The sequence below is a fragment of the Acidovorax sp. HMWF018 genome, assembly GCF_003061035.1.
Taxonomy (GTDB): domain Bacteria; phylum Pseudomonadota; class Gammaproteobacteria; order Burkholderiales; family Burkholderiaceae_C; genus Acidovorax; species Acidovorax delafieldii.
Genome location: NZ_QAIM01000423.1, coordinates 1 through 6362 on the forward strand (window position 1 = coordinate 1; position 6362 = coordinate 6362).

The 6362-nt window shown below is 63.3% G+C and carries 7 protein-coding genes and 2 pseudogenes; 7 read left to right on the forward strand and 2 right to left on the reverse strand.

The genetic code is table 11. From position 1 onward, the window contains the following. Nucleotides 1-417: pseudogene (locus tag DBR23_RS17385) on the reverse strand (bifunctional folylpolyglutamate synthase/dihydrofolate synthase); the annotation flags it as partial. A 61-nt stretch (nucleotides 418-478) separates the two neighbouring features. Between DBR23_RS17385 and DBR23_RS17390 the strand changes: the two are divergent. From DBR23_RS17390 to argG, 4 genes are all read left to right on the forward strand, one after another. After that, entirely contained in the window at nucleotides 479-862 is a 384-nt protein-coding gene (locus tag DBR23_RS17390; protein WP_108499083.1) for an arsenate reductase, read from the forward strand. 135 nt (nucleotides 863-997) lie between these two features. Continuing rightward, nucleotides 998-1660 (forward strand): glycine zipper 2TM domain-containing protein, encoded by a 663-nt coding sequence (locus tag DBR23_RS17395; RefSeq protein WP_056063736.1) that lies wholly within the window; start codon nucleotides 998-1000, stop codon nucleotides 1658-1660. Nucleotides 1661-1823: 163 nt separating this feature from the next. After that, complete coding sequence (locus DBR23_RS17400) at nucleotides 1824-2141, forward strand: pyrimidine/purine nucleoside phosphorylase (protein ID WP_015014470.1); 318 nt, start codon at nucleotides 1824-1826, stop codon at nucleotides 2139-2141. An 85-nt stretch (nucleotides 2142-2226) separates the two neighbouring features. Beyond that, on the forward strand, nucleotides 2227-3564 hold the full coding sequence (argG, locus tag DBR23_RS17405; RefSeq protein WP_056063739.1) for an argininosuccinate synthase: 1338 nt from the start codon (nucleotides 2227-2229) through the stop codon (nucleotides 3562-3564). A 220-nt stretch (nucleotides 3565-3784) separates the two neighbouring features. Here the strand turns inward: argG and murB are convergent, their stop codons facing one another. After that, nucleotides 3785-4858 (reverse strand): UDP-N-acetylmuramate dehydrogenase, encoded by a 1074-nt coding sequence (murB, locus tag DBR23_RS17410; RefSeq protein ID WP_108499084.1) that lies wholly within the window; start codon nucleotides 4856-4858, stop codon nucleotides 3785-3787. Nucleotides 4859-4943: 85 nt separating this feature from the next. Here murB and DBR23_RS17415 point away from each other — a divergent pair, with 85 nt between their 5' ends. The 3 genes and pseudogenes from DBR23_RS17415 to DBR23_RS30930 all read left to right on the forward strand — a co-directional run. Then, complete coding sequence (locus DBR23_RS17415) at nucleotides 4944-5429, forward strand: YajQ family cyclic di-GMP-binding protein (RefSeq protein WP_056063745.1); 486 nt, start codon at nucleotides 4944-4946, stop codon at nucleotides 5427-5429. A 166-nt stretch (nucleotides 5430-5595) separates the two neighbouring features. Next, nucleotides 5596-6201, forward strand: coding sequence for a TIGR02281 family clan AA aspartic protease (locus DBR23_RS17420; RefSeq protein WP_108499085.1), 606 nt, complete (start codon nucleotides 5596-5598; stop codon nucleotides 6199-6201). A gap of 16 nt (nucleotides 6202-6217) precedes the next feature. After that, nucleotides 6218-6362 (forward strand): annotated as a pseudogene (locus DBR23_RS30930) (phosphodiesterase); the annotation flags it as partial.

The following is a 6362-nucleotide window of genomic DNA, read 5'->3' on the forward strand; positions in this document are numbered from 1 at the left end:
ATCCAGCAACGCATGGCTCATCAAGCGCAGGATGGCCAGGGTGGTGAACTCAAAGTACGTGAGAGACACCTCATTTCCGTTCTGAGTTCTGGCGCTCTCCACCGCCTCGAAATGGGGTACCAGGTCCGCCGCCGACACGATTTCGCCATGCACACGGCAGCGCTCCTCAAAGTGCACCAAATGCGGTGAGGTGTACACGCCGGTGCGATAACCCGCCTGCAGCGCCACCGCTTCGAGCATGGCGCAGGTCGACCCTTTTCCGTTGGTGCCCGCCACCGTGATCACCGGGCACTCGAACCGCAGCGCCATGCGGCGGGCGACTTCGGCGACCCGATCCAGGCCCATATCAATGTTGCGGGGGTGCAGCTGCTCGCAATGGCGCAGCCAGCCTTCCAGGGTGTGGGGTTTGGTTTGCATACAGCCGGAGATTGTCGCCGAGCCAGCATTCACCCCCGCGATTTCGAGGATGATGCGCGGCATGAATACCGCCATCACCGTCTACGGCATCCCCAATTGCGATACCGTCAAAAAATCCCGCGCCTGGTTTGCAGAACAAGGGCTGGAAGTCCAGTTTCATGACCTCAAAAAGCAAGGCGTTCCCACCGAGCTGCTCCCTGGCTGGCTGAAGGCCGTGGGCTGGCAGAAGCTGGTCAATCGTCAAGGGACCACCTGGCGCAAGCTGGACGCAGCCACACAGGCATCGGTGCAGGGCGACGCGAGCGCCAGTGCCCTGATGCAGCAACAACCCAGTGTGATCAAGCGCCCCGTGGTGCAGTGGCAGGACGCCCAAGGCCTGCATGTGACCGTCGGATTTGTGCCGGAGCAGTGGCCTGGCGGGCCGAATGGCGCATCCAAGGGCTGACTTGGGACGGGGAACGCGGGAAAATCGCACAAATCTTTACGCAGATTTACGGCGTCCGGGCCCCGAATTGACCTTGCGGGCCTAAACTTTTCTGCAGTCTGGTGCGTTATGTACCGACCCGAAAGGAGTTTCTCCATGAAAAAGATCGTCATTTTTTCTGCCCTGGCAGCCGTCGCCGTCGTGGCCAGCGCTCAGGAACAAGGCCGTGTGCTGTCTGCCACGCCCATCATTCAGCAGGTCGGCGTTCCGCAGCAGGTGTGTGGCAACGAGACCGTCTACAACGGCAACCGCACGACGGGCGCCGGCGCTGTGATTGGCGCGATTGCCGGGGGCGCTGTGGGCAACACCATCGGCAAGGGCAGCGGTCGCGCAGCAGCCACCGCCATCGGGGTGCTGGGTGGCGCCGTAGTAGGCAACCAGATCGAGGGCAACGGCCAGCCGCAGTACCAGAACGTGCAGCGTTGCTCCACCGAGACATACTACGAAAACCGTACCGTAGGCTACAACGTGGTGTATGAATACGCAGGCCGCCAGTACACCACCCGCACCCAGAACGACCCAGGCCGCTGGATCCCGGTGAACGTGCAGCCCGCTGGCCAGACCTATTCCACACAACCCGACCCGTATGCAGCCCAGGGTGTTTACAGCCAACCGGGTGTGGTGACCTCCACCTACCCCGTGCAGCCGGTGTACCAGGCGCCCCCCACCTATGTGACGCCCCCGGTGACGGTGATTGAATACGGCTACGACAGCGGCCGCCCCTACTACCCGCACCACCGCAACCCTTACTGGCGTTGAAGGCTGGCAGCATAGCCGCACAAGCCAGTGAACAAAGAGCCCTTCGGGGCTCTTTTTCTTGGTGCAAGCGGCGGCGGGCACGGGTTTCGTTGGGTCGCACAGCCCAATGCGTCAGCACCCTGCCCTAAAATCGCGGGTTTCCTCCATTCCTACCCGCGCATCCATGACCACCGAAAAAATCGACGGCGTGTCCGTCACCACCCAGGCCAATGTGTACTTTGACGGCAAGTGCGTGAGCCACGGCATCACCTTCCCGGACGGCACGAAGAAGTCGGTGGGCGTGGTGCTGCCCGCAACGCTCACGTTCAACACCGGCGCCCCTGAAATCATGGAATGCGTGGCGGGCTCGTGCGAATACAAGCTGGCCGGCACCGACGCATGGGTGAAATCGTCCGCAGGCGAGAAGTTCAGCGTGCCCGGCAATTCCAAGTTCGACATCCGCGTGACCGAGGCCTACCACTACATCTGCCATTTCGGCTGAGATGTTCGGGCTGAAATTTGATTGATTTTGGCCTCTAGCGCTAGTCCACAATGCGCTGGCAGCTATCATTTTTGAAGAAGATTCCATGGCAACCATCCTCCAGAACCTCCCCCTCGGCCAAAAGGTCGGCATCGCCTTCTCCGGCGGCCTGGACACCAGCGCCGCACTGCACTGGATGAAGCTCAAGGGCGCCGTGCCCTACGCCTACACCGCCAACCTGGGTCAGCCCGACGAGCCCGACTACGACGCCATCCCCCGCAAGGCCATGGAATACGGCGCCGAGAAGGCCCGCCTGGTGGACTGCCGCACGCAACTGGCCCACGAAGGCATTGCCGCCCTGCAGGCTGGCGCCTTCCACATCAGCACCGGCGGCCTGACCTACTTCAACACCACACCCCTGGGTCGCGCCGTGACCGGCACCATGCTGGTGGCCGCGATGAAGGAGGACGACGTCAACATCTGGGGCGACGGATCGACCTTCAAGGGCAACGACATCGAGCGCTTCTACCGCTACGGCCTGCTGACCAACCCCTCGCTCAAGATCTACAAGCCGTGGCTGGACCAACTGTTCATCGACGAGCTGGGCGGCCGCGCCGAAATGTCGGCGTTCATGACCCAGGCCGGCTTTGGCTACAAGATGAGCGCCGAGAAGGCCTACAGCACGGACAGCAACATGCTGGGCGCCACACACGAGGCCAAGGACCTGGAGTTCCTGTCCAGCGGCATCCGCATCGTCAACCCCATCATGGGTGTGGCGTTCTGGAAGCCCGAGGTCGAAGTGAAGGCCGAGGAAGTGTCCGTGACCTTCAACGAAGGCCAGCCCGTGGCGCTGAACGGCAAGGAGTTCAACGACCCCGTCGAGCTGATCCTTGAAGCCAACCGCATCGGTGGCCGCCACGGCCTGGGCATGAGCGACCAGATCGAAAACCGCATCATCGAAGCCAAGAGCCGCGGCATCTACGAAGCCCCCGGCCTCGCGCTGCTGCACATCGCCTACGAGCGCCTGGTGACCGGCATCCACAACGAAGACACCATCGAGCAGTACCGCATGAATGGCCTGAAGCTGGGCCGCCTGCTGTACCAGGGCCGCTGGTTCGACCCCCAGGCCATCATGCTGCGCGAAACCGCCCAGCGCTGGGTGGCCCGCGCCGTGACCGGCACCGTGACACTGGAACTGCGCCGTGGCAACGACTATTCGCTGCTGAACACCGAGTCGCCCAACCTGACCTACGCACCCGAGCGCCTGTCGATGGAGAAGGTGGAAGACGCGCCGTTCAGCCCGCTGGACCGCATTGGCCAGCTGACCATGCGCAACCTGGACATCTCGGACACGCGCGGCAAGCTGGGTGTGTACTCGCGGGCGGGCCTGCTGTCGCTGGGAGGCAATGCAGCCCTGGCGCAGCTGGACAACGACCGCAAGTAAGGCAGCACTCGCCCCATGGGCCCCAAGCCTCCCAGGTTGCCACTGGGATCAGCTTGGCGGCTCATTGGGAGCAAAAATGGCTGGTAGCGCTAGTGAAAACTGCCTCTCCAGCTATCAATAGATGAGCAAAAGCCACCCTTGGGGTGGCTTTTTTGTTGGGGTCTCGTACCAGGCGCGACACCGGCCCTTTCGAGGCGCAGCGGTCGCCTCAGACTTCGCGCTACACGACCACCGGCTCGGGCTCCAGCCGGATGCCAAAGCGCTCGTACACGCTCGTCTGGATGGCCTTGGCCAGGGTCATCACCTCGCCCCCTGTCACGCTGTCAGCGCCCTGCCCCCGGTTGACCAGCACGAGGGCCTGCTTCTCGTACACCCCGGCCTTGCCGATGGATTTGCCTTTCCAGCCGCAGGCATCGATCAGCCAGCCCGCCGCGAGCTTGATGCTGCCGTCGGGCATGGGGTAGTGCACGATCTTGGGCTCGCGGGCGATGATGTCGGCGCACTGGTCGGGCGACACGGTAGGGTTCTTGAAGAAGCTGCCCGCGTTGCCCACCACGGCAGGGTCGGGTAGTTTCGCGCGGCGGATGTCGCAGACCCAGTCAAAAATTTGCTGGGCACTGGGGTGTTCCACCCCCGCCTCGGTGCGGCGGCGCTCCAGGTCCAGGTAGCCCAGCACCGGCTTCCAGGGCTTGGGCAGTCGAAAGCGCACATGGGTGATCACCGCCCGGCCTGCCAGCCCCATGCCGCGCGGCAGCCCGCTGCCGTCCTGCGCTTCGGAAGGTGCATGCTTGAAAACGGAATCACGGTAGCCAAAACCGCATTGCGCGGCATCCAGGCTGAACGACTGGCCCGTAGCCAGGTCAATGGCGTCGAGCGACTCAAAACGGTCCTGCAGCTCCACGCCATACGCGCCAATGTTCTGGACGGGCGATGCCCCCACCGTGCCCGGGATCAGGGCTAGGTTCTCCAATCCGGGATAGCCGTGCGCCAGCGTCCAGGCCACGGCGTCGTGCCAGACCTCGCCAGCACCCGCCTCCACGATCCAGGCCTTGGGCGTTTCATCCACCAGGCGCAGGCCCTTGATTTCCATCTTGAGCACGACGGACTTCACGTCACCGGTCAGGATGATGTTACTGCCACCGCCCAGCACAAATTTCGGTACCGGCGCGAGCTGGGGGTCTGCCAGCACAGCCCGCAGGTCGTCCACCGAATGCACTCGCACCAGGGTTTGGGCGCGTGCGGCAATGCCGAAGGTGTTGCAGGGCTGTAAAGGGGCGTTTTTCTCGACTACCATTGGCCCGATTGTCGCACCCGGCCTTTTGGCTCCCCGCGATCCGCCCCCATATCTGCACCTGTTTTCCCCGAGATAGAGACCCACCATGCCATCTTTTGACACCGTCTGCGAAGCCAATCTGGTTGAAGTGAAAAACGCCGTCGAGAACACCGCCAAGGAAATCGCCACCCGTTTCGACTTCAAGGGCACCTCTGCCAGCATCGAGATCAAGGACAAGGACATCACGCTGATCGGCGATGCTGATTTCCAGCTCACCCAGATTGAAGATGTTCTGCGCAACAAGCTCACCAAACGCAGCGTGGATGTGCGTTTTCTGGACATGGGCGATGTGCAGAAAATGGGTGGTGACAAGGTCAAGCAGGTCATCAAGGTGCGCAACGGCATCGAGAGCGAGCTGGCCAAGAAGATCCAGAAGCTGCTCAAGGAAAGCAAGCTCAAGGTGCAAGGCGCTATTCAGGAAGACAAGGTGCGCGTGACTGGCGCCAAGCGCGACGACCTGCAGGCCGCCATGGCCCTGATCCGCAAGGATGTGACCGACGTGCCTCTGTCGTTCGACAACTTCCGCGACTGATATGAAGCGACACCCCGCTGAGGTCCTGCGGGCCCTCCCCCCGCTCTCGCAGCCCGGAGCGCTGCAGGCAGGGGGACGCCGCCAGCGCGGCGGGGCGGCCCTTGCGCGGCGGCTCTCACCGGGGCTACGCCGGTATCAGCGCCTCCTCGCCCTGTGCATCGGGTTAATGCTGGGCCCCACCTGGGCGCATGCGCAGGCTGTGGCGCTGGCGGGTGTACTGGGCAGCAAGGCGCTGATCGTGGTGAATGCCAACCCGCCCAAGGCGGTGGGCGCGGGGGATGAGTTCCAGGGGGTGAAAGTCATCGCCGTCGCCAAGGACGAAGCCACCGTGGAGATCCAGGGCGCACGGCGCACACTGCGACTGGGCGAGGCGCCCGTGAGCGTGGGCGGACGCAGTGGCAGCGGCAAACGCATTTTGCTGGTGGCCGATGGCAGAGGCCATTTTGTGAACAGCGGCACCATCAACGGGCAGGTGATGCAGTACATGGTGGACACCGGTGCCTCCACCGTCGCCATCGGGCGGCCGGATGCAGAGCGTATGGGCCTCAACTACCAAAGCGGCCAGCCGGTGCGCATGAACACTGCCAATGGCGTCGCCCAGGGCTGGCGCATGAAGCTCGACTCCATCCGCATCGGCGACGTCGAGGTCTTTGGGGTAGAGGCCATCGTCACCTCGCAGCCCATGCCCTATGTGCTGCTGGGCAACAGCTTCCTGAACGAGTTCCAGATGACCCGCACCAACGACCAGATGGTGCTCGAAAAGCGCCACTGACGCCTGTACACCTGCAATGTCCGCACACCCCTCCTCCACCCACGCGCACTCCGAAGGGGAGTACGAAGACCTGCTCAGCCTCTGGTCCGACCTGGAGTCGGCCCTGTCGGTGCTGCTGAGCCGGCCGCTGCAAGTGCAGGACTTTCCGGGCAAGGTGCGGC